We start from the raw sequence: 25535 nt of genomic DNA on the forward strand, positions 1-25535 counted from the left end.
ACAACAATCAGCCCCACGGGGCGAAGTGCGCTAACCGCTTTTATTTACTCCAGTTTTTGCGCACGCGACGGGCTGGCATGCTCGTTGCAAAAGTCTTGGACAGCAAGCCGCTCTCCAACAGCTAACCCTTGAAGGACATAAGCATGAGTCTCGCTACGACCCAGAGCATTGCAGAAATCAAGGCTCGCAACAAAGAGCTGATCGAGGAGGTGCTGAAAGTCTATCCGGAGAAGACCGCGAAACGGCGCGCCAAGCACCTCAACGTTCACCAGGCCGGCAAGTCCGACTGCGGGGTCAAGTCCAACATCAAATCAATACCCGGCGTGATGACGATCAGAGGTTGTGCCTATGCAGGATCCAAGGGGGTGGTCTGGGGACCGATCAAAGATATGGTCCATATCAGCCATGGCCCGGTTGGCTGCGGCCAGTATTCGTGGGGCTCGCGTCGTAACTATTACGTTGGCACAACGGGCGTCGATAGTTTCGTGACCCTGCAATTCACCTCCGACTTCCAGGAAAAGGACATCGTATTTGGTGGCGACAAGAAACTGATCAAAATCCTTGACGAAATCCAAGAGCTGTTTCCGCTTAACAACGGCATCACAATCCAATCGGAATGCCCAATCGGACTGATCGGGGACGACATCGAGGCCGTATCTAGAGCAAAATCCAAGGAATACGGCGGCAAGACCATCGTGCCCGTCCGCTGTGAGGGCTTTCGCGGCGTGTCGCAATCGCTTGGCCACCACATTGCCAACGACGCGGTGCGCGATTGGATTTTCGACAAGCTCGAGACCGACGACAAACCAAAGTTCGAATCGACACCGTACGATGTTGCGATCATCGGAGACTACAATATCGGCGGCGACGCCTGGTCGTCGCGAATTCTGCTGGAGGAAATGGGCCTGAGGGTGATTGCGCAGTGGTCCGGCGATGGTTCACTCGCTGAGCTCGAAGCGACGCCGAAGGCAAAGCTCAATATTCTGCATTGCTACCGTTCCATGAACTACATCTCCCGCCACATGGAAGAGAAATTCGGTATTCCCTGGTGCGAGTATAACTTCTTCGGACCGTCAAAGATCGCAGAATCGCTGCGCAAGATTGCGGGCTATTTCGACGACAGGATCAAGGAAGGCGCCGAGCGGGTGATTGAAAAATACCTACCGCTGGTGAACGCTGTGATCGCGAAATATCGCCCCCGCCTAGAGGGCAAGACGGTGATGCTGTACGTCGGCGGGCTTCGTCCGCGTCATGTGATTGGCGCGTACGAGGATCTCGGCATGGAAGTCGTGGGCACCGGATACGAGTTCGGCCACAACGACGACTATCAGCGCACCGCTCAACATTACGTCAAGGACAGCACGCTCATCTACGACGACGTCAATGGCTATGAGTTCGAGCGCTTCGTCGAAAAGCTCCAGCCCGATCTGGTTGGATCGGGCATCAAGGAGAAATACGTTTTCCAAAAGATGGGTGTCCCGTTCCGGCAGATGCATTCCTGGGACTATTCTGGCCCATACCACGGCTATGACGGCTTTGCGATCTTCGCGCGGGACATGGACATGGCGGTCAACTCGCCGATCTGGAAGAAGATGAAGGCTCCCTGGAAGGGAGCTGCGAAGCCGAAGCTCTTGGCTGCAGAATAAAAAGCACTTGGTTCCAGAGTAGAGCAACCGATCCCGCTCTCTGGGGAGAGTTGGGGCGACATCAATTTCGATAGTAAAGGATCTTAACAATGGCGCAGAGTGCAGAACATGTACTCGATCATGTCGAACTGTTCCGTGGTCCAGAATACCAAAAAATGCTGGCCGACAAGGAAGATGTTCGAAAATCCCCGCGATCCTGGCGAGGTCGAACGTATCAAGGAATGGACCAAGACGGCTGAATACCGCGAGAAGAATTTTGCGCGGGAGGCGCTCACGGTAAATCCGGCCAAGGCCTGCCAGCCGCTTGGGGCCGTATTCGTCTCGGTTGGTTTTGAGGGTACGCTGCCTTTCGTCCACGGCTCGCAAGGCTGCGTGGCCTACTACCGCAGCCATCTGTCGCGGCACTTCAAGGAGCCGAGCTCCTGCGTGTCTTCATCTATGACGGAAGACGCCGCTGTATTCGGCGGGCTGAACAACATGATCGACGGGCTCGCCAACAGCTACAACATGTACAAGCCAAAGATGATTGCGGTCTCGACGACATGCATGGCTGAGGTGATCGGCGATGACCTCAACGCCTTCATCAAGACATCGAAGGAAAAGGGCTCGGTTCCGGCAGAGTTCGACGTGCCGTTCGCTCACACGCCGGCGTTCGTCGGCAGCCACGTCACTGGCTATGACAATGCGCTCAAGGGCATCCTGGAGCATTTTTGGGACGGAAAGGCAGGAACAGCGCCGAAGCTGGAGCGCGAGCCAAACGAGGCAATCAACATCATCGGCGGTTTCGATGGCAATACCGTTGGAAACCTTCGCGAGATCAAGCGAATCTTGGCATTGATGGACATTAAGCACACGATTCTCGCCGATAACTCTGAAGTTTTCGATACCCCGACCGACGGCGAGTTCCGAATGTACGACGGCGGTACCACGTTGGAAGATGCGGCTAACGCGGTTCACGCCAAGGCGACAATCTCCATGCAGCAATGGTGTACGGAAAAAACGCTGCCGTTCGTATCCCAGCATGGCCAGGACGTTGTGTCTTTCAATTACCCGGTCGGCGTATCCGCAACCGATGATTTTCTCGTGGCGTTATCGCGCATCAGTGGCAAGGAGATCCCGGAGGAACTTGCGCGAGAGCGTGGCCGCTTGGTTGATGCCATCGCGGACTCCAGCGCGCATATCCATGGCAAGAAGTTCGCCATCTACGGCGACCCGGATCTCTGCTATGGGTTGGCTGCCTTTCTGCTCGAACTCGGTGCCGAACCGACTCATGTGCTGTCCACCAACGGCAACAAGGCGTGGCAGGAAAAAATGGAAGTGCTGTTTGCAAGCTCGCCATTTGGGCAGGCTTGCCAAGCCTATCCGGGTCGGGACCTCTGGCACATGCGTTCGCTCTTGTTTACCGATCCGGTTGACTTTCTGATTGGCAATACCCACGGCAAGTATCTGGAGCGCGACACGGGAACGCCATTGATTCGCATCGGATTCCCGATTTTCGATCGACATCACCATCACCGCTCCCCTGTATGGGGCTATCAGGGCGGCTTGAATGTGCTGGTGAAGATTCTCGACAAGATCTTCGACGAAATCGACAAGAAAACAAATGTTCTAGGCAAAACCGACTACAGCTTCGACATCATTCGTTGATGGCAGACAATGCGCTGCGACATCGCCGAGGACTTCGGCGATGTCGCAAGAGACATGTGGTTGGCCATGATGGTTGGCCTTGCATTTGATTTCGATCGAAAGGAAAAAAGAATGAGCTCGCTAGCGGCCAGGGTCCAGAGTATTTTCAACGAACCGGGCTGCGCCAAGAATGGTAGTAAGTCGGAGGCTGAGCGCAAAAAGGGCTGCACCAAACAGCTGCAGCCTGGCAGCGCTGCGGGCGGCTGTGCGTTCGACGGCGCAAAAATTGCGCTGCAGCCCTTTACCGACGTCGCTCACCTCGTACATGGTCCGATCGCGTGCGAAGGCAATTCGTGGGACAATCGCGGCGCGGCGTCTTCCGGCTCTAGTCTGTGGCGCACCGCATTCACGACCGATATGAGCGAAACCGATATCGTATTTGGAGGCGAGAAGCGGCTCTGCAAAGCGATCAAGGAGATCATCGACAAGCACGACCCGCCCGCTGTCTTCGTCTATCAGACTTGCATCCCAGCCATGATCGGCGACGATATCGACGCGGTCTGTAAGGCGGCGTCTCAAAGGTTCGGCAAGCCGGTGATCCCGATCAATTCCCCGGGGTTCGTTGGTTCGAAGAACCTCGGTAACAAACTCGCCGGCGAGGCCTTACTCGACTATGTGATCGGAACGCAAGAGCCGGACTACACCACACCGTACGATGTCAACCTCATCGGAGAATACAATCTCTCCGGAGAGCTCTGGCAAGTGAAGCCTCTGTTGGATGAGCTTGGAGTCCGGATTCTCTCCTGCATCTCGGGTGATGCCAAATATCGCGAAGTCGCTTCATCCCATCGGGCACGGGCGGCGATGTTGGTGTGCTCGAAAGCCATGCTCAACGTCGCACGCAAAATGGAGGAACGCTACGGCATTCCGTTCTTCGAAGGCTCGTTCTACGGCATCCAGGATTCAAGCGAATCGCTGCGCCAGATTGCCCGCTTGTTGGTTGAGCGCGGCGCGCCGAAGGATTTGCTTGGACGCACCGAAGCTGTGATCGCCCGCGAGGAAGCGAGAGCATGGGCCGCGATCGGACCGTACAAGCCACGATTCAAGGGCAAGAAGGCTTTGTTGATCACCGGCGGCGTCAAGTCCTGGTCGGTTGTTGCGGCACTCCAGCAGGCCGGTCTCGAACTGGTCGGAACCAGTGTGAAGAAATCGACGAGGGAGGACAAGAAACGCATCAAGCAGCTGATGGGGCAGGATGCCCACATGATCGAAGATATGACGCCGCGCGAAATGTACAAGATGTTGAAGGAGGCCAAGGCGGACATCATGCTTTCGGGCGGCAAATCGCAGTTCGTTGCGTTGAAGGCGGCGATGCCTTGGCTCGATATCAACCAGGAGCGGTGCCACGCCTATATGGGCTATGTCGGAATGGTCAAGCTGGTGGAGGAGATCGATAAGTCGCTCTTCAACCCGATGTGGGAGCAGCTACGTCGACCAGCGCCATGGCAGGCCTTGGCCAAGGCGATGGTGCAGATGCAGCCGCCGGTGGCCGTGGTCGCCGGCGATCCGGCAGTCACGGAGGGGGCGCGGCGCGCGAGGAAGATCTGCTTCTGCAACACAGTCGATCTCGGCACAATTGAGGATGCGATCTACGCTCATGGCTTAAGCAGCGTCGATGCAGTCAGAGGCCACACCAATGCAGTCGGTGGTTGCTGCAAGCAACGCATCGAGGACGTTCTGTCGTCTTCGCCGCCTGCCGGGCTGCAAGCCGCCGAATAGGGACGTGTCATGGCCATTGCCACGGTGCCGACAAAAGCATGCGCGGTTAACCCGCTGAAGATGAGTCAGCCGATCGGCGCCGCTTTTGCCTTCATGGGGCTAAGTGGAGCGATGCCGCTTCTGCACGGCTCACAAGGTTGCACCTCCTTCGGGCTCACCCTCTTTGTGCGGCATTTCAAGGAAGCTGTACCACTGCAGACCACCGCGATGAGCGAGGTCGCGACCGTGCTGGGCGGCTACGAGAATCTCGAGCAGGCGATACTCAATATCTATAACCGGACCAAGCCAAAAATCATCGGAATCTGCTCGACGGGCGTCACCGAGACCAACGGCGACGATGTGGATGCCTACCTCAAGCTGATCCGCGACAAGCATCCGCAGCTCGCGAAATTACCGCTGGTCTATGTCTCCACGCCTGATTTCAAAGGTGCGTTCCAGGACGGCTGGGAGAAGGCTGTGGCGCGCATTGTGGATTTGCTGGTGGAAAGGCCAAACGTCAGCGGCCTGCGCGATCCATCGAGGGTGAATGTTCTTCCAGGATGTCACCTCACGCCCGGTGACCTTGATGAACTCCGCACGATCCTGGAGGATTTTGGGTTGCGGCCGTCGTTCCTGCCTGATCTGGCGGGGTCGCTCGATGGGCATATTCCCGACGAGTTTACGGCAACGACCATCGGCGGCATAGGCGTCGACGAAATCGCGAGCATGGGGCGTGCCGGATGGACCATCGCGGTCGGCGGGCAAATGCGGCGAGCAGCGGAGGTCATGCAGGCCAAAACTGGCGTGCCCATTCGCTTGTTCGAACGGCTGTGCGGTCTCGATCCGAACGACGACTTGATGACTTTCTTGAGCGAGATCAGCGGTCGCCCCGTCCCGTCGAAGTATCGGCGCCAGCGTGGCCAGCTGGCCGATGCAATGCTGGATACGCACTTCCATATCGGCGGTCGCAAACTTGCGATCGCGGCGGAGCCCGACCTGCTGTTCGACCTGTCCAGTATGCTGCACGACATGGGTGCGGAGGTGGCCGTGGCGGTGACGACTACGCAGTCGGCCGTGATCGAGCGGATCAAGACCGAAGAGGTGCTGATTGGCGATCTCGAGGATCTGGAAGAGCTTGCCAAAACCAGGCGTTGCGACCTGTTGATCACGCATTCGCATGGTAGGCAAGCGGCGGCTCGGCTGAAAATTCCGTTCTATCGAGCCGGCTTTCCGATGTTCGATCGGCTTGGCGCAGGACACCAATTATCCATCGGGTATCGTGGTACGCGCGATCTGATCTTCGACATCGCCAATCTCCTGATCGCGGACCGCGAGGAGAATCATCAGCCCACGCCCGATAGCTGGCGGGGTCGGGCCGCACTGCCAGCGGCGGCCGCCAACCGCAGCTCCGAGGGAGCGACTGAGAGGTCGATTGCATGAAGGTCGCGTTCGCCACACAAGACCTAAGACAGGTCGATGCCCATTTTGGTTGGGCAAAGAATATCGCTATCTACGATGTCGCGCCAAGCGGACACGTGTTTCTCAAGGCGGTTGAGTTTGAGGGAGATCTCAAGGAAGACGGCAACGACGATAAGTTGGCGCCGAAGATCGAAGCGATCAAGGATTGCGCAATCCTGTACGTTGCCGCAATCGGCGGTGCCGGCGCCGCGCGGGTGGTCGCCAACAATATCCATCCCATCAAAGTGAACAAGCCAGAGAACATCCTTGTGCTGCTCGAAAAGCTCGAGCACGTCCTGAAGGGCACGCCGCCGCCTTGGCTCCGCAAGGCCTTGGCGAAGGACCAACGCCGCACATTCGAGTTCGACGAATGAGGTGAGATGACCGAGGCCGTAGAAATGGAGCAGCCGCGTGGCGACCTTGATGCGCCGTTCCTCAAGGAACTCGTCAGGATATGGCGCGCTCAGGATGCCAATGGAGCGTGGGAAGCAAAGAGCGATTTCGACCTGCTCGAACCCTATATCTTGGACAAGGAGAAGCGGCGTGCGCTGCCGATCGTCGGCGATCCTGATCCCGATACGCTGTGGCGGCTGGAGCTGTTCTTCAATGCGGTTGCACTCTCGATTGAGAAGGCCACCGGCGTGATGATCCAGCCGATTCTGAAGATGCATCATGAAGGCTTTGGCCGCATGGTGCTGATCGGAGGTCGGCTGGTCGCGGTGAACAAACAGCTGCGCGATGTGCATCGCTTTGGTTTCGATAATCTCGCAATGCTCGCACAGGAGGGAGACAAATATGGCAGGAGCGGGATCGACTTGATCCGTAAATTTTCCGGACGTGGCGAACTATTGAGGGCACTCATGAGCGATCGTGAAACACTGAAGGCAGAACTAAAGAAACTGTCGGCCAAAGCATTACAAGCCAAAATGGATCTGCACGATCTTTCGGAAGAACTTCCCATCAACTGGACGTCGATCAAGGCGGTGGCAGAGAAGGCGCACGATGCCTATGCCGAACTCGAACGCAAGAGATTGGATTTGAAGGCGCTGGAAAATACCTAGAGGGCTTCGACTCATGTCATTTGCAACGCGCGATGGCCGCGACTGGACGCCAGACTATCTGGTCTCGATCGATGGCAAAAAGTGCATCGGCTGTGGCCGCTGTTTCAAAGTGTGCGGTCGGGACGTCATGACGTTGAAAGGAATCAACGAGGAGGGCGAACTTGTCGATCTCGACGATGACAATGACGATGAGATCGAAAAAAAAGTCATGGTTCTGAGTGATCAGGGCACCTGCATCGGCTGCGGCGCCTGCAGTAGGGTTTGTCCGGCCAACTGCCAAACCCACGTTCCGGCCGAAGCTGAAGCTGTCTGACCCGCCGCCGTATCCCTCCCCCGCAGGGCGTTGCGGTCAAAAATACAGCCATCGTTGAACTTCCTGAGCAGTGACCGCAACAAAGATCGGACCGGAACGTGGCTGTAACGCGAACCGTTTTAGGTCGTAACGAATTGCGAAATGCTATTTCCGATGCAGCGGCACGCTTGTTCGGTTGGGGATCAGGAGGAGTGTACGTTTGGTCATGGTATGACCGTGGACAGATCCCCTTCCCTGATCGTCCCCGACCGAGTCTTGCGCTTTATTTGGTCTCTAGCTTTAGTCCCTAGCTCCGAACCGACGTGATCACGGCCAAAGCCTCGGCCGTTGGTGGCTGACAATATCCCTTGCTAGGAACGGTGCTAGCGGTCGGATCAGACCTGCAGGACGCAGAGAGCCAGCTCAGGCGCGACCAGTCTAGCGCAATAGGAGTGCAGTTCCTCAACAGGAGAAAACATATCGTCGAATCGCAATGCGCTGCTGATGGCTTAGCGTTCGCGTGAAAGTTTCGGACTGGCGCCTTGCCTGTGCGTCAGGTTGTGGTCAGCTGGTCTGGATATCCTCACCCGCAGAGCTTGCGCGGCACGAGCTCAACAACATGCAATTTTGCCGATAGGAGAGCGAAGCTGATGTATGGCAGAATCGTTGGTGCGTCCGATCAGTCGGCAAGCGGTAGCCAGGCCGAATGGGAAGAGGCGGGAGATAGCTCCCGCTTTTCGGAGGCGGTGGCGGGTATGGATCCGGGTGAGTCCTCATCAATGACGCGATACACTCTCACTTCCAGTCCTCCGATCATCGAGATTAACCGATCTTCCTTCATGGATGGAGTAAGAAGATATTTGTGTAGCGACATCATGCAAATCGCAAGTAACCCAGAAGAGTACTCGGATTTCGTATCCGAGAAAGCGGAGCGCGCGGCAACGGTTGCTGGAAGCTATGCCAGCACTTACGATGATCCGAACAAACAGGCAAAATTCTACAGCTATCAACTGGGTGACGAAAGTGTCGGGCTTCTAAGGGCAGGTGGCCCCGCCACGATCAAAGGAGAACGTTTTCTGCGGCAGTTTGGGCGTAGCGACGTCACGTCCGTGGTAGATCTCCGCGTTACTCATCCGCTGGTCGAGAATGCTGGGGATATTTTGCTGGAGCATCAGTTGCGAATGGACGGCAAATATCCGCTGGTCTTGTCACGTCCTGCCGTAGAAGGCATGGAACCACGTCTGGCGGAAATGGGTTTTGTCCACTTCGGCCGCAATTACTGGGTGCTTGATCCTCACGAGCATCCCGAGGTGTGGACGAAGAACGAGAACGATCAGTGGCAGCGAACGGACAAGCCTACAAAGTATCTTTCCAATTCTGATGGTAATGATGTCGGCAATTTCGAGACGGTATCCTCCGACGATGATCCTGCGTTCTATTTGGAGCGCGCCATGGAAAGAATGGGTCTGGCGCAAGACGATTCGGAATGACGAGACTGGCTCGAAAATGACTGGTCCTTCCTCATTGCTAGCGCAAAAGTCTTAACCTCCAGAAGGGAGCGCATGCTCGCTCGCGCTCCCTCTCGTCTGGATCTCGGGCTTGCGGTCCTTGCCGGAAGTAGCCTAGCGTTGTGCTTCGCCGAATCGGCAGGACCTAGATACCCCGGCCGGTGGACCGAAAGGCGCGGGCACCCGCGAGCTGCGATCGTAAGTTGTTGCAACATGCTTGGCGGTCGCAACCGTGAAGTGTGAGCCGGAACAACTCGAATACCACCGGCGACGGCTAAGTGTGGTTTCGCGGTTGCAATCCTGCCCCCAATCGCATCAGCGTGTCTTGGCATAAACACCAAAATCCAGACGCTTCACTCATTCAAAAGTATGCCAAGATCACTTGTCGTGGCATTCACGTGCGCAATCTGGCTTATTCGGTGCTGTCGGAAGGCATTGATGTTCTGCGAGCGACAGTGCGTTTGATGGGCCGGCAAGTAGTTCCAGAACGGTGGCGAAGGCTGTGCCGCGTAGTGATGTCGCAGCGCAAAGCCAAATGTTCGCGTGGATTGGCCTTGACCCGTAGAACCGTGTCAACAAGGATCTTGCACTGCATGGTTGATTGCACAGCGACAGTAAAAGACGTCTAACATTAAGCGAGCAGCGAATGCAGCCAGATGCCGTCTACGCGATTTGCGGCTTTAAAGATATTCCAAGCTGCCGAGCCATGGGATTCCATTTTATGGTCATAAATGACGAGGGTAATCGACGGCCGTGGTCCATCGTTGTGATCCGATGGGGAGGAGCGTGCTTGGCTATGTCAATAAATGCCCGCACAACGGCGTCAATCTGGACTGGGAGCGGAACGAATTCCTCGATCCATACGGCGTTCGACTGATGTGCGGCAAGCACGGATCGACCTTCGGGCTCGGCACCGGCCAATGCGTCGAAGGTCCTTGTAAGGGTGGAATGCTCACGCCGATCGCGTTGATAGTCCTGGATGGAGATATCTGCGCCGTCGGCGTGAGTCTTGTCGAAGACGATGCTTCCCGCAACGGATGAAGCTTGTTCAGACGGGCCGGTTTTCGTTGCGGTTTTTCACAGGGGCCATCTTCTTAAGTCCATCTTCGTACGAGATCTCGTCATCGGACAGATCGAGATCCTTTGCCGCATCGAGCAGGTAATCGAGCTTGCCACCTGAATCGAGTTTCCTGATATCATCCTTGTTGACCCCGACCAGGTCCATCATCTCCTTCCAAACCGTGGATTCATCGCACGGCAGGACGTGAAAGATAACGTCACCAAGCTTGACTCGGTATTTCGCGAGCAGGTCTATGTTGTTGCAGAACATGAAGTAGCTGCCGTCTGGGCTTAACGCGCCGTCCAGCACGCCCGCAACGTCGGCCAGATACGCGAATGAATGCAGATAGCCGGCCAGCACCGGAATGACCCGTTCCCCGCTCTGCGCAATCGTCAAAACCTGCTCGATCGAATAGTCCGGCGGCCGTTTCTCGTCCGCGACCTGGGTCTGGAATTTCAGTGCGATGTCGCCGCGAAAGCCGAACCGGCCAGGCTTGATGGTCCCGCCTTTGAATACGGCATTGAGCAGGCGGCCCTCCCTCTCAAGTCTGCCGAGCGCGGTGTTCTCGATTGTAGTCATTAAAATCGTCCTCGATCTAAGCGTTTCACCGACGCCTTGGCCGGTGCGAGACGCACTGCAAATTGCTTGCCGTCCACGCCAGCAGTCTTCGACGTAGCTTGGAAGGAAAAGGCGTAAATGGGCCCAGGCCGCCTCAAGCAGTCTTGTCGGAAATTCGACGCGAGTGCCAAAGCCAACAGGCACGATCCGAAAAGGCAAACATCATCAATCCTCTGCACGCTGGCACATGACTTGCCATAAGCAAGTGGTCCGAAGCAGATGAAGGATAAGCCATGATCAACCTGACGGATAGCGCGGTGAATGCGGTCAAGAGCGCGATTTCATCATCGGCCCAGCCAGCAAGCGGGCTGCGCATTATGGTCGAGGCAGGCGGCTGCAACGGGTTCAAATACATGATGGGTCTTGAAGAGCAACCGAAGCCCGACGACAAAGTGATCGAGTGCGGCGGCCTGAGGGTGTTTGTCGACAACAAGAGCCATGAGCATCTGGTCGGCACAACCATCGATTTCGTGATGGCGCTGGAGAGCCCAGGCTTCACCTTTCATAACCCGAACGCCACTTCGAGCTGCTCGTGCGGAAAATCGTTCAGCTAACAAAAAAGAGACGTCAAGCATGCTGACCGAATCAGAGCAAATGAGGCAATTACCGGCCGCCACGACCGACCGGCCGAGAACTATCCATTCGTGTCGTAATCGAAGATGTCCGACCCATTCTGCAACGAGGCAGCGACAGTCGGCTGAACCGGATCGATCGCGGCAGTGTCGTGGTCAGCCTTGGTGCCTGCGCGTTCTGCAAGCTTTCAAGGGGGCGCTGGAAGACATTTAGGGGTGGCTTGTCAATAGGCTCTGCGAATTCGTCCGCTTATTCCCGGTAGCTGCCGCAGCCAAGGCGTGAGATTAAGCGAGGGATCAAGTGCCGATTTATCTCGACAACAACGCGACGACGCGGACCGATCCGTCCGTTGTGCAAGCCATGTTGCCATTCTTCACCGAACAATTCGGCAATGCGTCATCCAGCCATACGTTTGGCGGCGAGGTCGCAGTCGCGCTGAAGCAGGCGCGCCGTAGCTTGCAGGATCTGTTGGGCAATGCCCACGATCATGAGATCGTTTTTACCTCCGGTGGGACCGAGGCGAATAATGCCGCCATCCTCTCGGCGCTTGCGATCCAAGAGGACCGCGACGAGATCGTCACCACATCGGTTGAGCACTCCGCCATCCTTTCCCTGGTTGAGCAGTTGGCGACGCGAGGCGTCAAGGCGCATATCGTACCGGTGGATTCCCGCGGCCGGCTCGACATCGAGGCGTTTCGCTGCGCGCTCGGGCCTCGTACGGCGGTGGCCTCGATCATGTGGGCCAACAACGAGACCGGTACGATTTTTCCGGTGGAGTTTCTGGCCGGATTGACCCGTGAGGCAGGCGCCCTGTTCCACACAGATGCGGTCCAGACCGTTGGAAAGGTACGTGTCAACCTAAAGGACAGTGCGATCGACATGTTGTCGCTTTCAGCACATAAACTACATGGCCCAAAAGGGATCGGTGCGCTCTATCTGCGCAAAGGAACAAAATTCCGGCCGCTGATCTGGGGCGGATCACAGGAACGTCGGCGCCGCGGCGGAACTGAGAACATTCCCGGCATCGTCGGTCTTGGAAAAGCGGCAGAACTGGCGCTGGAGCGGCTCGAGCCGGAACGAGTTCGCATTGGTGCGTTGCGAGACCGCCTGGAGCAGGGGATTTTGCATAATGGCGAGTGCGTGGTGCTCGGCGATGTCAGCAACCGGCTAACGAACACGGCTAATATCGCTTTCGATGATCTCGATGGCGAGGCAATCGTCCATCATCTCAATCGCGCCGGCATTGCCGTGTCGCTGGGATCAGCTTGCAACTCCGGCTCAATGGAGCCCTCGCATGTTCTGCGCGCCATGCAGGTACCGGAGCGGAGCATGCGCGGCGCGGTGCGCTTCTCTCTGTCGCGTGAAACCTCCTTCGCCGAGGTCGATGAGGTCGTGTGCGTGCTGTCAGAAATCGTGGCTCGATTGCGCGCCAACTTGCGGGAGTCTGCCAGTCTGGCCAACTATGCGCCGCAATCGAGGGAGTTGAACTCTTGAAGATCATGATCCGCCGCTCTCCGGACGCGGGCCTATCGATCTATGTGCCGAAAAAGGATCTCGAAGAACCGATCGTGGAATCCGAGCACGAAACGCTGTGGGGCGGCTGGATCAAAATAGCGAATGGCTGGGTGCTCGACTTGCCGGAGATGGCAAGCGATACACGATTGCCGGTGACAATCAACGCCAAAAAACGGGGCGAGAACGGTGACGATCCGTGAAGGCGACTCCACAGATCGATTTTGTCAATGGGACCGATGCCAAGGCCATTCTCGCGGACGTCGCTGCCGGGCTCAGGGCCGCGCGCGTCGTTCCTTATCTTGGTCCTGGCCTCGTCGAATTGTCCAGACCCGATGTGCCGACGACACCTGAGGCGTTATCTGAGTTCTTCGCCAGCAAGGTTGCGCTGCCGCGGCGGGCAAAGGGCAATGCATGGGCCGCGGCACAGCACATCGAGATCAGCAAACATCGCTCCACCGTGACGGCATTGATGGCGCAGGCCTTCGCTCGGCCGGTCGAGCCGACCGGGTTGCACGATCATCTTGCGTCTCTGTCGCTGCCCATCATAATCGACACATGGTATGATGGGGCGATGCGCGCGGCGCTGGATAAGCGCGATGGATGGGGCGAAGTGCAGGGTATTAGCCGCGTCGGCATTGGTGAGAATCGCTGGTATCGCTTTTATGACTCGGTTGGCCGAGAGGTCCACAGTGTCGTGGCGGACAGCTGGGCGACGGTATTGTACAAGCCGCACGGCGGCGTGCAGCCGGCAAATAACTTCCTGATTGCCGATGCCGACTATGTCGAGGTGCTGACCGAAATCGACATCCAGACACCGATTCCGGACATCATCAAGGAAAGGCGGATCGGACAGAGCTTTCTCTTCATCGGTTGTCGCTTTAACGATCAGCTGTTGCGTAGCTACGCCCGGCAAGTCATCAAGCGATCGGCCAATACCCATTATGCAATCGTCGATCTGGATGCGATCTCACGCAATGAGCTCCGTTTTCTGCGCGAGCAAGGCCTGATGCCGCTTGCGATTGGTCTGCCTCGCGCGGTCGAGATACTGCTCACCCATTAGCGGCGTTGCGAAGCCGGATTCCCCAGCTCGTATTGCCCGTTGTGAAGTGGCCGCATCGCATTAAGGCCAACAGAGATGGCGCCGGGGAGAGCGTGACCTTGGTGCGTGAATGAGCGCAACAGCCGTGGGGCTCTGCGCCAAAAGCACGACGTACTTGTCGCGCTTCCTACATTCGCGCCATTGCTGGTCCTGCATGCCTGGGCGTTGATGCTCCCCCTAACCCTTTGGGGTATAGCTGCAATGTCATCGTCTCCGCGATGGCATGTGAGTTGCTACTGCTCTTCTTGAGGGTCTCTCGGGGGTACTCCAGGGAGGCCGATGATTGCCTGCAGGGAGAACTGGAAAATGAACGCGGTCGTCGGACGCGGGAAATATGCCGAAGCTGCGGTAGGTGCCGGAAAGATGGTGCAGACGGCCGCCGAGCATAAGGGCTGCCGCACCTCGTCCAACATTGGCCAAGCGCGTTGCGGCTCGCGGGCGGGACAAGGCGATCTGCCGACCGAGATCTGGGAAAAAGTGAAGAACCATCCCTGCTACAGCGAAGAGGCGCATCATCACTACGCCCGCATGCACGTCGCTGTGGCGCCAGCCTGCAACATCCAGTGCAATTACTGCAACCGCAAATACGACTGCGCCAACGAATCGCGCCCGGGCGTAGCGAGCGAGAAGCTCACGCCTGAGCAGGCGGTCAAGAAAGTGCTTGCGGTTGCGGCCACCATTCCTCAGATGACCGTGCTTGGCATCGCCGGTCCGGGCGACCCATTGGCCAATCCAGAGAAGACGTTCAAGACGTTCGAACTCGTCGCCAAAGCGGCTCCGGACATTAAGCTGTGTCTTTCAACCAATGGGCTGAGCCTGCCCGATTATGTTGACATCATCGCCAAGTCCAAGATTGACCATGTCACGATCACCATCAACACGATCGATCCCGAAATCGGCGCCAAGATCTATCCATGGATCTTCTTCGACCACAGGCGCTACACCGGCATCGAAGCGGCAAGGATACTTACTAATCGTCAGCTGCAAGGCCTGGAGATGCTCAGCGAACGGGGGATCCTGTGCAAGGTCAACTCTGTGATGATCCCGCATATCAACGATCATCACCTGGTCGAAGTCAACAAGGCGGTGAAGTCGCGAGGCGCCTTCCTTCACAATATCATGCCGCTGATCTCCGCACCCGAGTACGGAACAGTATTTGGCCTCAACGGTCAGCGCGGGCCGACAGCGCTGGAATTGAGGGCGCTGCAGGATGCTTGTGAAGGGGAGATAAACATGATGCGCCACTGCCGTCAGTGCCGGGCCGATGCTGTGGGTCTGCTCGGAGAGGATCGCAGCGCGGAGTTTACCACTGACAAAGTCATGAAGATGGACGTCGAATATGACCTCGACGTGCGCCAGGCTTATCGCGACCGGGTAGAGGATGAGCGTGCCGCCAAAGGCAAGGCCAACAACGAGGAACTCGGGAAATTGGCTGGGGAGACGAGTGAGATCTCGCTTCTGGTGGCAGTCGCAACCAAAGGTTCGGGGATAATCAACGAGCACTTTGGACATGCAAAGGAATTCCAAATCTACGAACTTTCCACTTCCGGCACAAAATTCGTTGGCCACCGCCGTGTAGACGTCTACTGCCAGGGCGGTTATGGGGAGCAGGATAGGCTGTCCACCATCATCCGCGGCATCAATGACTGCCACGCGGTGTTCGTGGCTAAGATCGGCGGCGGCCCGAAAGGCAATCTGATCAAGGCTGGAATCGAGCCGGTCGATCAATACGCGCATGAGTTCATCGAGAAGTCGGCAATTGCCTGGTTCCGGTCCTATCTCGACCAGGTGAAGAGCGGTGAGATCCAGCACGTGAAGCGCGGCGATGCTTCGATTCGACAGGGAGCTCTGAACTCTGCGGCGTGAGGAGGTTGTGTGCCATTCAAGATCATCGCCTCGCAATGCACGAGCTGCTCAGCCTGCGAGCCATTGTGCCCGAACGTTGCAATCTCGGAGAAGGCTGGGATCTTCGTCATTGAGCCGGCAAAATGCACTGAATGCGTTGGCTATTTCGACGAGCCGCAATGTGTTGCTGCCTGTCCGGTCGAGAATACTTGCGTCATCGACACGTCCTGGCCGCGCTACCACGCGCCAGCCTGAAGGGTGAGCTCCATGAACGGATTCCCGCCGCCGCTGGATGATGTGGACGAAACTGTACCCGGGAACGCGGCGCAAGGCCATGCCCTGTTTCTGCGGCGGCGAAACGAGGGCCATCGCAGCCTTGCCAGCCGAGCTGGAACTCCATTTGATGCGACCGAGTGACGCTGATGCTGGCTGACCATACCTACGAGCTTAGTCGCGCCGTGGCGCACCGCGTCGCGCCGCAGCAGCTCGGCCAATTGATGAGCGACGAGGAGCTCGAGTTCCGCCACATCGTGGCACGCGGTGTCTCCAATGAGCGGCCGCTAGCCACAGCGAACGACCTAGACGCCCCGGTGCGGGTCGAGAACATACGGCGCCTGTTGCCGGAGCCGCTAACTGCTCCACAGCGTGCCCCTGGCCCACACGTCTACCATGCAGTGGCGCGCTGCATTGCCGCGGGTAAATCGGCAGATGGAGATAAGGACGAATTGATGCGGGACCTCGCATGCGCCGGTATGGCGGCGTCCCTGCGTGTCCACGAGGGGGTGGTGCATGAATAAAATCGTTCGGGACAGCGACGTCGTCGAGCTCAGTGGGCCGCCGGTCTTCAGTTTTAGCGAAAAGGTCCGCGCCAATCGCACTATCCGCAACGATGGCACATATCGCGGCAAGGAGATCGGCGAGATTTTGGTCAAGAAGGGAGATGTCGGTTACGTCGTGTCGATCGGCACGTTCTTGCAGCAATTCTACATCTACGGCGTCGAGTTCCTCGAAAGCGGCTGCCGCGTTGGCATGAAGCGCAAGGAGCTTGAGTCGGTGGACGCATGCGAGGAGATCGATGATCTGCCATTGCCGGAAGAGACTGTGTATGACTGAGGTTCGCTTTCCGAAGTATCGGCGGGGCCAGCGCGTCAAAGCTGCAGTTGACCTCATCAACGACGGCTCTTTTCCCGATACCGAGCCTGAGGGTCTTGTGCTCGGCGCCGGAGCAACCGGCGAGATCGTAAGGGTCGCTATCCATACGGAGGCGGACGTACCGATCTATACTGTCGATTTTGGCGAGCGGCGGCTCATTGGCTGTCTTGAAGAGGAAATCACCGCGCTTTGAGGGGGCTTTCGCGATGAATGCCGGGCTGATGAGGAAGGTAAAGACCGGGCTGGTCCCTCACCCGAACGAGCTGGATCGCAAGCGGATCGAGCGCGGCTTGAGCTCGCGCAATCGCTATCTCTATGTCTCGCCGAACGTGACGCCGGTGAAGGGCGGCTATCTGGTCGAAAGTCCATGCTGCTCGCGCAATATCGACAAGGATGGCGGCCTCATTGATGTCGCGCTGATTCTTTATGATGCCGTGAGCGGAATCTGGAAAGTGTTTTGCAAGAACCACGCGCAAGGTATCTGGGAGTTTTACAGCCTTTACCATCGCCTGAGTTCAGCAATCGACGAATTGAACGCGGATCCCGAGCGCTTGTTCTGGCAGTGACGAATTGCCGTTGACGAATCATGGAGAAGTCACGATGGCGCTCACTGCGGAGGAACTGATCGAAATCGAGCGACTGCTTGCGGTCGATGACGCCGACACGAGTCCCTTCGTCGAGCTGCGGCGCCGCTTTCCGCAGCTTGCATGCGTTCGCTGCGATGCGTCGGATGTGACGGATCAGCCGTTTCGGCAATTTCCTAGTTTCGATCTGCATTTGCTCGACGGGTCGGATCACTGCGTGCAGATTACAGCCGATCCGAAGCGGGCGACCGCTATCGTGTTAGCGAAGAGGAATACTGTAGGGTGAACGGAATTGAACTGGCAGAGCATCGGCTTGATGGCCCGGACGGGAAGGAGGCAAATACATCCTTCATTCCACTGTCCGATCCCGATATCAGCTTCGCCGAGCTCTCCGCCGTGGAAGCGCTTCTGTGCTCGCCGCAGATCTCCAATGGGCGGATCACCGAGGCGTTCGAGCAGGCGTTTGCCGTCTATCTTGGCCGCAAATATGCGGTAGCAGTATCGAGCGGCACCATCGGGCTGCTGCTGGCGCTCAAGGCACTCGGCGTCGGGCCAGGACAGGAGGTCATTGCCTCGCCGTATTCCTTTCGCGAGACGGTCCATGCGATCGGTCTTGCAGGTGCGCGGGCGGTATTTGCCGACATCGACTATTGGTCGGGAACATTGCTCCCAGAGAAAGCCGAAGAGCGCATCACGGCCAACACGCGGGCGATTGTCGCCGGTAATCCCAACGGCCATCCCGCGCCGTGGTCAGAACTGCGTGTGATCGCGCGGCGCCATCATCTGGCACTTTTGGAGGATTCCACCGAAGCAATTGGATCGCGGTACAAGGGCGAACTGGTCGGCCGGTTTGGCGATCTGGCGGTTTTCGACTTTGCCCAACCCCTGGCCCTAAGCTGCGGCGAAGGCGCAATGGTGGTAACGGACGATATCGACCTTGCGGTTGGCGTGCGGCGCTATCGCGCCCACCGCCTGGACGAGCGCTCTTCCGTGATCGTCGGCGCCACAGCACCGTACCAGGCCGGCATGAGCGATCTCACGGCAGCCTTGGGGCTGGCGCAGCTCCAGCGTCTCGATGAAATCCTGGAGCGTCGTCGCCTGGTGGAGCAGCTCTACAGCGCGCATATGCAATCATTTGAAGGTATTAAGCCGCCTTACGTAGGCCCTCATGTGACCGAGGTTAACTGGTTGCTCTATCTCGTCCATCTGGGAACGCGCTTCACGCGATCCGGCCGCGACGCTATCGTCGAGGATCTGCGCGCCGCCCAAATTGAATCCGTCGCCTATAGCCATCCTCTGCACTTGCAACGCCATTATTTCGACCTCGGCTATCGCCGTGGCGATTTGCTGATTACGGAAAAGATCGCCGATCGCGCCCTGGCACTGCCGTTTCACACTCATCTTTCGAACGACAAGATCGAGTTTATTGTCGAGACCATGAAAGATGCGTCGATCAACGTGGGCGCGGGTGCAGCGATCTACTGAGATGCGGATAATCCGCCACACGGAAGGACGAGCATTTGAATAGCGATGATCGTAGTTGTGCTTCACCGCGCCAGATGAGCAAGGCGAACGACCAAGGGCGGGCCCGTGAGCACGAAGAAGACCTGCTCGAAGGTAGCGAGGCGCGGTCTGAAATCCACGGCTCGAGGCCACGCGCGAAGCTGCTGGAAACCGAGCTATTCACAATTGAGATCCTCAGTCTCGGCTCGGGTCTTTAAAGTCGGCTAAATAGGGAATTGCAATGGACCCGCAACAAGTCATCATTCACGTCCGCTTCGGCCCGAACGGGAGGGTGATCCAAATCAGCGAGCGTCCGGCGAAGCTCACGCCGGACCAGTGGTTTGATGTGCTCAACACCCGTGTCGGCTCGAATTATCGACCGCTCGCTCGTGGCCGCGGCGCCTTCCGGCTGGCCCGGACTACGGTCGAAGCCTTCAAGCAGGAAACTGCGAGGCCCGGATGAGCAAAGGGATGATTGGCAATCCGATGAGTGACCAGATCGCGGTTTTCGCCGTCTGTCCCGCCGATGCCATCGAGCGAAGTGGCGCCAGGGGCTTCAGCTTGTCGCGAGTCGACGACAGCGGCGAGAGCCGCCCGTTTCCAATTATTGTGGTTCGCACGTTCGGCGACGACTATTTAGGGTACGTCAATCGCTGTCCGCATGACAGCTTATGGCTCAACATCGGCTCCGGCGAGTTTTTCTCCTCTGACCGCTCCTTTCTCAGATGCAGCAGGCACGGTGCCAGATTTGAGATCGACACTGGGCTATGCATCGATGGTCCCTGCAATGGACAAGCGCTTGAACCGGTCGCGCTCGCCATCATCGACGGTGACGTCTGCCTGTGCGGCGTCAGGTTACTGGAGGACGATCGGTTGTACGACTCGTTTGAGGACAGCGACGAAACCATGGATATTACGATCCATCCTGATTAACAGGCGTATCACTTGGCCGCTAATCAAGTCGCTTTAACACGCATCGCCGAATAGAGCCATCGGACTCACGAGTACTGTCCCGGACCCGCGTCAATACGTGTGAACTGAGAGTGAAAGCTGGCGGGTCTTGCAGGAGTCCGAACAGCAACCGCGATCTTGGCGGCACCAACGAAGTTTCTGGCGCTAGCTCACCAAACGGAGCGAGCAAGGCCATTGTTGCCGGTGGATAGAATTTTCGAGAAGGAAATGCCCTCGGCGGCTACAAGTTCGCCGAGGGCACCGTCTGGGCTGTATGAAATGGGGAGGCCCAGACTGACAGGACCGTTTGGTCTGGAGGAATGACGATCCTGTGTCCCGAGTTTCCTATGTTCCGATGTTTTTTGGCCGACCGCTGAAGCGGGCGTAGCAATTGCAATGCCAAGCCTCCGTTCATGCGATGGCCTAGCGGTCGCCGCCATCTCGTCAGCCGACGGCGTCGGCCAAGGTCGATGCATTAACGGGGACATGGGCGCGCTGCGTACGAACTGCGAATGGCTGAGGCGGAAGAGTGTCGAACGCGATGCAACCTTTGTCATGCACGAAACAGAGGCGGGCGACATTGTCGCGAGCTCGGCACAATTGTCGGTTGTCTCAGAGCGAAGAATGAGATTGTTGGAGAAACAAGCGCTGCGCATCTGGTGCGGAACTTGCTTTGGGGGAGTTGGATGGTCGCGTAAGTGATGAGGGAAAAGAAGATCACGACGCTGAAATTGATCATGGCGGGTTGTTTCATATGGCAAGCATCTGTCGCTGATCGGTCAGCGATGATCATCAATATGTCGCCCGCTCATTTCGCCTGCCTTCGCAAGCACGAGTGTAACTTGGTTATGGCCGATACGGCGTTCGAATGAAGAGAAGACGTTTTGGGCGGATGCGCCCGGATCTTGTCTCTTCTCAGATGAACCCGTTGATTGCAGGATAGACGCATGAACGCAGAAACCGAATTCGAGCTTCCTCAACTTTATCGGCATCACGTCTTTGCCTGCCACACGCAGCGTCCGCCCGATCATCCGCACGGCAGCTGCGGCGCTTCTGGGGCGCAGGCCCTCTGGGATCGGATGGGTAAGGCAATCGAAGCCCAAGGCCTCACCGATGTCGGTTTCACCGTGGCGGGCTGCCTTGGCTTTTGTAACTCCGGTCCTTTGATGGTCGTCTATCCAGACGGGGTCTGGTATCGCGCTACCACGCCTGAAGACGTTGATGAAATCGTAGACTCCCATCTCAAGCAGGGCAAACGTGTCGACCGCCTCGTGATGGTGCTGAGGCGAAGCTAAAGGCTCCGCTTTAGCGCCGCTTGCCCGGGCGTCGTCTATATGGGCAGCCTATACGCCCAGCCAGCTGGCATCTCGGCATGTCTCACGATGATCGGGCGCCCTAACGCTTCCAGTACGTGCGCCGCGGCGGACTACTGAACCGTCGTTATGGCCCTGGATCTGGATCATCCGGTGAGAGGGAAGCCTCGACCGGAGTCCTGCTCATGATCGGGGCCGATGAGCCCTGAACTCAAGTCTGTTGCAGGCGCGATCGTTCTCACACGGGGGCGTTCGGGCTTGAATTCTCGGCTCCGATAAGCAGGGTGACCGCTTCTACATCCGCCGAGAAGGAAACACGAGTAGGATTTTATTGACCCGCTATTGGCTCGATCTGTTTGTGCTCCGTCATTTACCGCCACGTCCAAAGCTCACAGCGAGAGTAAGCTGCGAATGGCTCCCGGCCTTCGGCGAGACGACGTGTCGTTTTACACATCATCCCGCTCGCCTTTGTAACTGCACTAACAGCGGGGAGACGCGCCAGACGAGGCGGCGCGTCCGAGAGCTCACTGAAGCGAGTTCTTAGCGTCAGAACTTGTAAGTGATGCCGCCGCTGACGAGCCATGGATCAATATTGGCGCGGCCGGTGACAGCAATTGCATTGTTTACAGTCGCCGAATAATTCGGTCGCAACCACAACTTCTTCACGTCGAAGTTGAGGCCCCAATGACGGTCAAGCATATAGTCGAAGCCGAATTGGACCGCGGCGCCAAACTGATTGCTGATGTGCAAATCCGTCACTGCAGGGCCAGTGAGTGACGTATTGGCTGCGGATTGGTTGAAGAATACGGTGTAGTTGATGCCCGCGCCGATGTAGGGCTTGAACGGGCCGAAATCGGTGAAGTGATATTGCAGAGTCAGGGTTGGCGGCAACAGCCAAGCTTTGCCGACATCTAGACCAGTTAGCGTGCCCGTGCCGCTGATGTGATGACGGGTCACGCCGAGAATGAGTTCGGCGGCAACATTGTTTGTGAAGAAATAGGTGATGTCGAGCTCCGGTACCACTTGGTCGCTGATCGATAGTCCGGAAGCGGGCGAGGACAGCGCCGGCGCCCCGGCAACATTGACGGAGCTGCCGGCGGTATCCGGCAAAACGCCAAGCACGCGCAGGCGGATCATCCACGGATTGAAGGGCTCAATCTGAGGCGCTTTGTAGTAGATCGGGGCCCGCGCCAGGTCCGCGGCCCTTACCGGGATGCTGGCCAGCGGGGTCGCGAGCGCAAGCAGCGATGCCGTTGTCAGAATTGTCGTTGTCCTCATCGAATTCTCCATTCCAAAGTTCGCGCGAAGAGTCGCGCGAGACTTCTGTCACACATGGCAGACGGCGAAGGATTTGATGCTGATCAAATGGCGGCGGACGTAGCGCAATTCTGCAGCCACGTTGCATAAGGATCACGGCCGCGAGCGTCGCGTTCTCTGTCTGGATCGTTATTCCCTTCAATGTTCTGTCTGAGCCGAATCTATTCAATAAACCGCGTCTCGGCGTAAAGCGCCGGCAAATTCAGACTGAAGCCATCATGTGCGATAAGCGCGATCGAGCTGCGGCGGTTTCACACAAGCGGGCGATGGAAAGGTCGTATTCAAGCCGAGCAGCCTGGGCGCTGCTGGTTACGAAGAGCCACGCACGCCGGCATTCTCAGCGAAGTACCGTCAGCCATTCTAAAAATGGACGGGAGTGGGAGGATCGTTGTTCGGATTGGTTGGCGGCAATAGTAGTATGATCGATCGTTTCCTCACAACGATGGACAGTGCGTGTCCTGTTGTTCGTGGGAGCACCCCTCAAGATCATCTTGCGTATCCCGACCAAGAAGCGACAGCACGAGTTCATGATCGAAACCGGCGCATCTTGCACCGTCGGCGTTGATCAGCGGTCGTCTGATCAGGAGCGGATCTGCCAGCATCGCCGCGAGCGCACTCGCGGCGTCGATTGTGTCAGGATTAATGTGCCCCGACTTGATACGAGGCGCGGCTCGGTTGAACCAGGATGCGATCGGCATACTGCCGAAGAAGCGTCGCAAGTCCTCCGCAGTCCATGGCTCCTTCAATATATCCTTGGCTATCAGGTCGTGGCCAGCGGCCTTCAGCGCCAGCATCTGACGCGCATTGGCGACGCAGCCGGGCTTCCGATAAAAAAGGATGGTCGCCATGGTGTACCTCATGTGGCTGCGCCGAGCTGAACGGTCGGCGGCAGTTCCGCTACGTCCGAAAGCGCATTTTGACACCGTTGCGCACCATCGCCCGTCAGTGGCGTAAGCACCGTACCGTGCTTGCGCTGGCGTTAGTGCGATCGACGGCCGTGATCTCCCCGGGTGGCTCGCAAACGAGCAAGATCCGAGCCAGCTAGAAATTGAGCCGCCAACCTATCAACGAGCATCGGCCTTTTATGTCTCATAGCGAATCTCGAAACAGGACCCAGTTAGCTTCGATCCGCAGGCGGCCGCGTGCTTCTTGCTGCCGTAAGGTCATGCGTCAATCTGATCAGCTGGATCGCGAGTTCTGCCGCACAATTGATTTCGTCATCCTCGACCCACGAACACCCTCGCCAGGCCACTTGGAGGTTCCGACTTCGACCTGCATTTCACTCTTCGCAAATTGCCGACCACCGACTTGCAAGAAAGGGAGCAAGTCCCGTTCCATTTAAGGGCATTGGACCAGGTCATGCCAAGCTGCGGCTTTTCGGTTGATGGGTGTTGCCGTTGTTCGTTTCCTGACAGGCGCGAAGATCCTGTCCGTCCAAAACGTCTTGGGGCTACTCAACGGACAGTTGGTTTTTTAGAACCTAATCAGAAGCTTAATGAGCCTGGATAGCGTTGGCATGGCAGTTGCTATTCACCGGCAGCAACACTGAGTGAGGGGCTGGGTGCACGCCGACGCGTAAGACGAGCGATGCGCTCCTTCCCTTGAACCCGTGTGCCCCGTTTCTGAAAGAGAAACAAGCTCGCGTGTAGGAAGCACGCAACTTTTGGCAAATCGGTTGATGGAGAACTAAATGTCTTCACTGAGACAAATCGCGTTCTACGGAAAGGGCGGCATCGGCAAGTCTACCACTTCCCAGAACACGTTGGCGGCACTGGCCGAGATGGGCCAGAAAATCCTGATTGTGGGATGCGATCCTAAGGCGGATTCGACCCGCCTGATCCTGCATGCCAAGGCGCAGGACACGATCTTGAGTCTTGCAGCGAGCGCCGGCAGCGTGGAGGATCTCGAACTCGAGGATGTGATGAAGGTCGGCTACAAGGACATCCGCTGCGTGGAGTCCGGTGGTCCTGAGCCGGGTGTCGGCTGCGCCGGCCGCGGTGTCATCACCTCGATCAATTTCCTGGAGGAGAACGGCGCCTACGAGAACATTGACTATGTCTCCTACGATGTGCTCGGCGACGTCGTTTGCGGGGGCTTCGCGATGCCAATCCGCGAGAACAAGGCGCAGGAAATCTATATCGTCATGTCGGGTGAAATGATGGCGATGTATGCCGCAAACAACATCTCCAAGGGCATCCTGAAATACGCCAACTCGGGTGGCGTGCGGCTGGGTGGCCTGGTCTGTAATGAGCGGCAGACCGATAAGGAGCTGGAGCTGGCGGAGGCGCTGGCGAAGAAGTTAGGCACTCAGCTGATCTACTTCGTGCCGCGCGACAATGTGGTGCAGCATGCTGAGCTGCGGCGCATGACGGTGCTCGAGTATGCGCCCGAGTCGCAGCAGGCCGATCACTATCGCAATCTTGCAACCAAAATTCACAACAATGGCGGCAAGGGCATCATTCCCACCCCGATCTCCATGGACGAGCTCGAGGACATGCTGATGGAGCATGGCATAATGAAGGCCGTCGACGAATCCATCATCGGCAAGACCGCCGCCGAACTCGCGGCCTCATAAGGGTCGCGGGTCGCGGCCTGTTGAAGGCGCGCGACGGATGCCGGTCTCCCTCACCCCCCATCCGGGGAGACCGGCACTCTA

The 25535-nt window shown here is 57.5% G+C and carries 26 protein-coding genes and 3 pseudogenes; 26 read left to right on the forward strand and 3 right to left on the reverse strand.

Annotation, left to right across the window (positions count from 1 at the left end):
- Window positions 1-143: 143 nt before the first annotated feature.
- The 10 genes and pseudogenes from nifD (at window position 144) to ACVMDN_RS01870 (ending at window position 10390) form a co-directional block, all read left to right on the forward strand.
- A complete protein-coding gene (gene nifD / locus ACVMDN_RS01825) occupies window positions 144-1646 on the forward strand; it encodes a nitrogenase molybdenum-iron protein alpha chain (RefSeq protein ID WP_069277616.1) in 1503 nt (500 codons plus the stop codon).
- An 89-nt stretch (window positions 1647-1735) separates the two neighbouring features.
- Window positions 1736-3293 (forward strand): annotated as a pseudogene (gene nifK, locus ACVMDN_RS01830) (nitrogenase molybdenum-iron protein subunit beta).
- 111 nt (window positions 3294-3404) lie between these two features.
- The gene (gene nifE / locus ACVMDN_RS01835) at window positions 3405-5051 is read left to right on the forward strand and encodes a nitrogenase iron-molybdenum cofactor biosynthesis protein NifE (protein ID WP_069277637.1); all 1647 of its coding nucleotides are present in this window, start codon (window positions 3405-3407) and stop codon (window positions 5049-5051) included.
- A gap of 9 nt (window positions 5052-5060) precedes the next feature.
- Entirely contained in the window at window positions 5061-6470 is a 1410-nt protein-coding gene (gene nifN / locus ACVMDN_RS01840) for a nitrogenase iron-molybdenum cofactor biosynthesis protein NifN (protein WP_069277618.1), read from the forward strand.
- Entirely contained in the window at window positions 6467-6862 is a 396-nt protein-coding gene (gene nifX, locus ACVMDN_RS01845; protein ID WP_057018197.1) for a nitrogen fixation protein NifX, read from the forward strand. Before nifN ends, nifX begins: the two co-directional genes overlap by 4 nt.
- Window positions 6863-6868: 6 nt before the next feature.
- Window positions 6869-7340, forward strand: a pseudogene (locus tag ACVMDN_RS01850) (NifX-associated nitrogen fixation protein).
- Window positions 7341-7348: 8 nt separating this feature from the next.
- Entirely contained in the window at window positions 7349-7549 is a 201-nt protein-coding gene (locus tag ACVMDN_RS01855; protein WP_069277620.1) for a CCE_0567 family metalloprotein, read from the forward strand.
- Between the two features lie 13 nt (window positions 7550-7562).
- Complete coding sequence (gene fdxB / locus ACVMDN_RS01860) at window positions 7563-7862, forward strand: ferredoxin III, nif-specific (RefSeq protein ID WP_069277621.1); 300 nt, start codon at window positions 7563-7565, stop codon at window positions 7860-7862.
- Between the two features lie 629 nt (window positions 7863-8491).
- Complete coding sequence (locus tag ACVMDN_RS01865) at window positions 8492-9331, forward strand: host specificity protein (protein ID WP_245313879.1); 840 nt, start codon at window positions 8492-8494, stop codon at window positions 9329-9331.
- 664 nt (window positions 9332-9995) lie between these two features.
- Window positions 9996-10390, forward strand: a pseudogene (locus tag ACVMDN_RS01870) (Rieske (2Fe-2S) protein).
- A gap of 7 nt (window positions 10391-10397) precedes the next feature.
- Here ACVMDN_RS01870 and ACVMDN_RS01875 read toward each other — a convergent pair.
- Window positions 10398-10988: a hypothetical protein gene (locus tag ACVMDN_RS01875; RefSeq protein ID WP_456813717.1), complete on the reverse strand. Its 591-nt coding sequence runs from the start codon at window positions 10986-10988 to the stop codon at window positions 10398-10400.
- Window positions 10989-11260: 272 nt separating this feature from the next.
- Here ACVMDN_RS01875 and ACVMDN_RS01880 point away from each other — a divergent pair, with 272 nt between their 5' ends.
- The 15 genes from ACVMDN_RS01880 (at window position 11261) to ACVMDN_RS01950 (ending at window position 21544) form a co-directional block, all read left to right on the forward strand.
- Window positions 11261-11581 (forward strand): HesB/IscA family protein, encoded by a 321-nt coding sequence (locus ACVMDN_RS01880; RefSeq protein ID WP_069277623.1) that lies wholly within the window; start codon window positions 11261-11263, stop codon window positions 11579-11581.
- A 319-nt stretch (window positions 11582-11900) separates the two neighbouring features.
- A complete protein-coding gene (nifS, locus tag ACVMDN_RS01885) occupies window positions 11901-13094 on the forward strand; it encodes a cysteine desulfurase NifS (RefSeq protein WP_069277624.1) in 1194 nt (397 codons plus the stop codon).
- A complete protein-coding gene (gene nifT / locus ACVMDN_RS01890) occupies window positions 13091-13315 on the forward strand; it encodes a putative nitrogen fixation protein NifT (RefSeq protein WP_069277625.1) in 225 nt (74 codons plus the stop codon). The genes nifS and nifT overlap by 4 nt, the downstream gene beginning before the upstream one ends.
- Window positions 13312-14175: an SIR2 family NAD-dependent protein deacylase gene (locus ACVMDN_RS01895; RefSeq protein ID WP_069277626.1), complete on the forward strand. Its 864-nt coding sequence runs from the start codon at window positions 13312-13314 to the stop codon at window positions 14173-14175. The genes nifT and ACVMDN_RS01895 overlap by 4 nt, the downstream gene beginning before the upstream one ends.
- A 345-nt stretch (window positions 14176-14520) precedes the next feature.
- Window positions 14521-16080 (forward strand): nitrogenase cofactor biosynthesis protein NifB, encoded by a 1560-nt coding sequence (nifB, locus tag ACVMDN_RS01900; protein WP_069277627.1) that lies wholly within the window; start codon window positions 14521-14523, stop codon window positions 16078-16080.
- A 9-nt stretch (window positions 16081-16089) separates the two neighbouring features.
- On the forward strand, window positions 16090-16314 hold the full coding sequence (locus tag ACVMDN_RS01905) for a 4Fe-4S binding protein (protein ID WP_081334786.1): 225 nt from the start codon (window positions 16090-16092) through the stop codon (window positions 16312-16314).
- A 158-nt stretch (window positions 16315-16472) separates the two neighbouring features.
- Window positions 16473-16856 carry a hypothetical protein gene (locus ACVMDN_RS01910; RefSeq protein ID WP_141713432.1) on the forward strand — a complete coding sequence of 128 codons (384 nt, stop codon included), beginning with the start codon at window positions 16473-16475 and terminating at the stop codon, window positions 16854-16856.
- Window positions 16849-17172 carry a nitrogen fixation protein NifZ gene (locus ACVMDN_RS01915; RefSeq protein WP_057018208.1) on the forward strand — a complete coding sequence of 108 codons (324 nt, stop codon included), beginning with the start codon at window positions 16849-16851 and terminating at the stop codon, window positions 17170-17172. Before ACVMDN_RS01910 ends, ACVMDN_RS01915 begins: the two co-directional genes overlap by 8 nt.
- Window positions 17165-17404, forward strand: a complete 240-nt coding sequence (locus ACVMDN_RS01920) for a nitrogen fixation protein NifZ (protein WP_057018209.1) — start codon at window positions 17165-17167, stop codon at window positions 17402-17404. The genes ACVMDN_RS01915 and ACVMDN_RS01920 overlap by 8 nt, the downstream gene beginning before the upstream one ends.
- A 13-nt stretch (window positions 17405-17417) precedes the next feature.
- Window positions 17418-17777: a DUF3024 domain-containing protein gene (locus ACVMDN_RS01925; protein WP_057018210.1), complete on the forward strand. Its 360-nt coding sequence runs from the start codon at window positions 17418-17420 to the stop codon at window positions 17775-17777.
- 34 nt (window positions 17778-17811) lie between these two features.
- Window positions 17812-18081, forward strand: coding sequence for a hypothetical protein (locus ACVMDN_RS01930; protein ID WP_057018211.1), 270 nt, complete (start codon window positions 17812-17814; stop codon window positions 18079-18081).
- A 5-nt stretch (window positions 18082-18086) separates the two neighbouring features.
- Entirely contained in the window at window positions 18087-19280 is a 1194-nt protein-coding gene (locus ACVMDN_RS01935) for a DegT/DnrJ/EryC1/StrS family aminotransferase (protein ID WP_057018302.1), read from the forward strand.
- Between the two features lie 259 nt (window positions 19281-19539).
- The gene (locus ACVMDN_RS01940) at window positions 19540-19761 is read left to right on the forward strand and encodes a hypothetical protein (RefSeq protein ID WP_057018212.1); all 222 of its coding nucleotides are present in this window, start codon (window positions 19540-19542) and stop codon (window positions 19759-19761) included.
- Window positions 19758-20231, forward strand: coding sequence for a Rieske (2Fe-2S) protein (locus ACVMDN_RS01945; RefSeq protein WP_245311575.1), 474 nt, complete (start codon window positions 19758-19760; stop codon window positions 20229-20231). Before ACVMDN_RS01940 ends, ACVMDN_RS01945 begins: the two co-directional genes overlap by 4 nt.
- A gap of 965 nt (window positions 20232-21196) precedes the next feature.
- A complete protein-coding gene (locus ACVMDN_RS01950) occupies window positions 21197-21544 on the forward strand; it encodes a (2Fe-2S) ferredoxin domain-containing protein (RefSeq protein WP_057018214.1) in 348 nt (115 codons plus the stop codon).
- A 564-nt stretch (window positions 21545-22108) separates the two neighbouring features.
- Here ACVMDN_RS01950 and ACVMDN_RS01955 read toward each other — a convergent pair.
- Together ACVMDN_RS01955 and ACVMDN_RS01960 are read right to left on the reverse strand one after the other, a co-directional pair.
- On the reverse strand, window positions 22109-22840 hold the full coding sequence (locus ACVMDN_RS01955; RefSeq protein WP_245311576.1) for an OmpW/AlkL family protein: 732 nt from the start codon (window positions 22838-22840) through the stop codon (window positions 22109-22111).
- A gap of 473 nt (window positions 22841-23313) precedes the next feature.
- Entirely contained in the window at window positions 23314-23727 is a 414-nt protein-coding gene (locus ACVMDN_RS01960; RefSeq protein ID WP_069277639.1) for an ArsC/Spx/MgsR family protein, read from the reverse strand.
- A gap of 842 nt (window positions 23728-24569) precedes the next feature.
- Here ACVMDN_RS01960 and nifH point away from each other — a divergent pair.
- Window positions 24570-25454: a nitrogenase iron protein gene (gene nifH, locus ACVMDN_RS01965; RefSeq protein WP_057018216.1), complete on the forward strand. Its 885-nt coding sequence runs from the start codon at window positions 24570-24572 to the stop codon at window positions 25452-25454.
- Window positions 25455-25535 lie beyond the last annotated feature (81 nt).

It is taken from the genome of Bradyrhizobium sp. USDA 4510, from assembly GCF_054059095.1.

Coding starts and splice junctions, on each gene's coding strand:
- nifD (WP_069277616.1), top strand. CDS start 144: ATGAGTCTCGCTACGACCCAGAGCATTGCAGAAATCAAGGCTCGCAAC.
- nifE (WP_069277637.1), top strand. CDS start 3,405: ATGAGCTCGCTAGCGGCCAGGGTCCAGAGTATTTTCAACGAACCGGGC.
- nifN (WP_069277618.1), top strand. CDS start 5,061: ATGGCCATTGCCACGGTGCCGACAAAAGCATGCGCGGTTAACCCGCTG.
- nifX (WP_057018197.1), top strand. CDS start 6,467: ATGAAGGTCGCGTTCGCCACACAAGACCTAAGACAGGTCGATGCCCAT.
- ACVMDN_RS01855 (WP_069277620.1), top strand. CDS start 7,349: ATGAGCGATCGTGAAACACTGAAGGCAGAACTAAAGAAACTGTCGGCC.
- fdxB (WP_069277621.1), top strand. CDS start 7,563: ATGTCATTTGCAACGCGCGATGGCCGCGACTGGACGCCAGACTATCTG.
- ACVMDN_RS01865 (WP_245313879.1), top strand. CDS start 8,492: ATGTATGGCAGAATCGTTGGTGCGTCCGATCAGTCGGCAAGCGGTAGC.
- ACVMDN_RS01875 (WP_456813717.1), bottom strand. CDS start 10,988: ATGACTACAATCGAGAACACCGCGCTCGGCAGACTTGAGAGGGAGGGC.
- ACVMDN_RS01880 (WP_069277623.1), top strand. CDS start 11,261: ATGATCAACCTGACGGATAGCGCGGTGAATGCGGTCAAGAGCGCGATT.
- nifB (WP_069277627.1), top strand. CDS start 14,521: ATGAACGCGGTCGTCGGACGCGGGAAATATGCCGAAGCTGCGGTAGGT.
- ACVMDN_RS01915 (WP_057018208.1), top strand. CDS start 16,849: ATGAATAAAATCGTTCGGGACAGCGACGTCGTCGAGCTCAGTGGGCCG.
- ACVMDN_RS01920 (WP_057018209.1), top strand. CDS start 17,165: ATGACTGAGGTTCGCTTTCCGAAGTATCGGCGGGGCCAGCGCGTCAAA.
- ACVMDN_RS01925 (WP_057018210.1), top strand. CDS start 17,418: ATGAATGCCGGGCTGATGAGGAAGGTAAAGACCGGGCTGGTCCCTCAC.
- ACVMDN_RS01930 (WP_057018211.1), top strand. CDS start 17,812: ATGGCGCTCACTGCGGAGGAACTGATCGAAATCGAGCGACTGCTTGCG.
- ACVMDN_RS01940 (WP_057018212.1), top strand. CDS start 19,540: ATGGACCCGCAACAAGTCATCATTCACGTCCGCTTCGGCCCGAACGGG.
- ACVMDN_RS01945 (WP_245311575.1), top strand. CDS start 19,758: ATGAGCAAAGGGATGATTGGCAATCCGATGAGTGACCAGATCGCGGTT.
- ACVMDN_RS01950 (WP_057018214.1), top strand. CDS start 21,197: ATGAACGCAGAAACCGAATTCGAGCTTCCTCAACTTTATCGGCATCAC.
- ACVMDN_RS01955 (WP_245311576.1), bottom strand. CDS start 22,840: ATGAGGACAACGACAATTCTGACAACGGCATCGCTGCTTGCGCTCGCG.
- ACVMDN_RS01960 (WP_069277639.1), bottom strand. CDS start 23,727: ATGGCGACCATCCTTTTTTATCGGAAGCCCGGCTGCGTCGCCAATGCG.
- nifH (WP_057018216.1), top strand. CDS start 24,570: ATGTCTTCACTGAGACAAATCGCGTTCTACGGAAAGGGCGGCATCGGC.